This window comes from Pseudomonas sp. EA_65y_Pfl2_P74, assembly GCF_963970575.1.
Lineage (GTDB): Bacteria > Pseudomonadota > Gammaproteobacteria > Pseudomonadales > Pseudomonadaceae > Aquipseudomonas > Aquipseudomonas baetica_A.
Genome location: NZ_CAXAOQ010000071.1, coordinates 1 through 1,908 on the forward strand (window position 1 = coordinate 1; position 1,908 = coordinate 1,908).

Annotated in this window: 3 protein-coding genes; 1 reads left to right on the forward strand and 2 read right to left on the reverse strand. The window is 55.2% G+C overall.

The window, feature by feature from the left end; translation table 11 throughout:
- Positions 1–314 precede the first annotated feature (314 nt).
- Positions 315–683: an SPOR domain-containing protein gene (locus tag AACY18_RS27825; protein WP_339466837.1), complete on the reverse strand. Its 369-nt coding sequence runs from the start codon at positions 681–683 to the stop codon at positions 315–317.
- A gap of 250 nt (positions 684–933) precedes the next feature.
- Between AACY18_RS27825 and csrA the strand changes: the two genes are divergently transcribed.
- Complete coding sequence (gene csrA, locus AACY18_RS27830) at positions 934–1,128, forward strand: carbon storage regulator CsrA (protein ID WP_003179932.1); 195 nt, start codon at positions 934–936, stop codon at positions 1,126–1,128.
- Positions 1,129–1,354: 226 nt separating this feature from the next.
- Here csrA and AACY18_RS27835 read toward each other — a convergent pair whose 3' ends face one another.
- On the reverse strand, positions 1,355–1,774 hold the full coding sequence (locus AACY18_RS27835; protein ID WP_339466838.1) for a DUF2214 family protein: 420 nt from the start codon (positions 1,772–1,774) through the stop codon (positions 1,355–1,357).
- Between the last annotated feature and the right edge of the window lie 134 nt (positions 1,775–1,908).

The window sequence follows — 1,908 nt, forward strand, 5'->3', positions numbered from 1 at the left end:
GGTGCGGGAAGCGGTCTTGATCTACAACCAAGAGCGCCCGCACCTGTCCTTAAAATACAAAACGCCCGATGCAGTGCATCGGGCGTTAGGGTGAGATAGGTGTAAACCTATTTCAGGACTAGACATGGTTAACTGGCAGTATTGCTGTATCGCCAAGAGCCCATCAAATTAACTCATCACCACTGAAGAGCCCGAGGCAACTCAGCCGCAAAACCCGTCAGTGCAGGCACCGACGATTTCCCCAAGGTTGTCCTCTTACATGTCGACATCAGCCAGCTCGATCGCCCGCCAAGCAGCTCCGTCGAATGAATCGCTTAAGGCGTCAGAGGATGCTCAACCAACACTGACTCAACATTCTGCTTTTTGGCCTTCACCAAGGCAGCATCCACCAGCACCTTTCGCGCCTCTGCCTCGGCCTGGGAGTTGAAAGGGCCAATCAGAATTCGCGTTTTGCCGCTACCGTCCTTGATGACCGTCGGAACGAACGCGTGCTCGATCAACCAGCCGCTCAAATCGCTGACGGCCTGAGGCGTTTCACCGCGCACCTCAAGATCCCACTGCAGGGCAGAGGACTCCGCAGGCGCTGTTGCGACTGCCACTTTGGGCTTCTGTGTGTCCACACTTTTGCCTTCACCACATCCAGCCAATACCAGTGCCGCGACCATCCAGACCCATTTGCGCACAACGCTTTCCTCGAAAATCTCAAAGCGGTGATCTTAACATTCATAAATACTTCGCGAGCCCCGCAAAATGGGCACAAAACAACGAGATTGATGATTGCAGCCTCTGTATAGTTACGCCCTGGGAATTAATGCCACATCTGCGCGTCAGAAAGATGCACCCAAACCGTGAGACTTCGCACTAATCTATACGTACCACCGACCTCTGCACTGTCTGAATCAGGTGCCCTACAAAGCAATCAAGGAGAAGACCATGCTGATACTCACCCGCAAAGTCGGTGAAAGCATAAACATTGGTGATGACATTACGATCACCATCCTCGGCGTTAGCGGCCAACAGGTCCGCATCGGCATCAACGCCCCGAAAAACGTTGCGGTGCACCGTGAAGAAATTTACCAGCGCATCCAGGCTGGCCTGACCGCCCCGGACAAGCCACAAACGCCCTGAGCCGCTTTCGCAGTCAGTAGCCAGTTCGTTTGCCCCGTGTAATGACTGGCTAAAGATTCACGCGCCGTACTGCTATCCGCTCCCCACTCGCTGGGCACGGCGCCTGACACATAACTCCTCACTCCAGCTCCTTGCCGCCCCTATCCTCTGTTGCCGAGCGATACTACCTGCCATTCCCAAGGCTGGCTGTCGGACGTTTCCGATAGAGCGCAGAGAATTCGCCCGCCTAATCCAACGTCACGCCACGCGCCATACCTGCGGCCGCCACCACCATCAGCACCAACAACAACGCCTCGACATGACTGATTCGTGCGTACAGCTTTGCACGGCCAGTATCGAGCGCCGCACCTCGCACTAACGAGATCCGCCACTTGACCAACGTGATCATCGGCGAGAGCTCTATCAGCAAAATCAGCACAAACAGTGTCATTTTCAAATGGAAGAGCGGCTGATGCAGGTAGTAGTCAGTGCCCTTTTCATAGCCACCAAAGGCGCGCATCCCACCCGTCACCAGCAGAACCAAAGCAGAAATACCCCATAGATTGTCGGCGAGCAAAACGCGCCCGGCATCCCCTGAGCCTGCAACCAAGCGGCTAAACGCCGCTCCACGAGTCAGAACCGCCCAAAAACCCAACGCAAAAGCCAGTAAGTGAACCGGCGTTTTTCAAGGTTGTTGTCGCGTCGCCGTCTAACTATGCCGCTCTTTTCTCGGTCTGCTGCTGCCGATCCGGGTTCAACATCACAGTGCCCATCGGCTCCCAGTTTCTTGTCTGGCCAGAC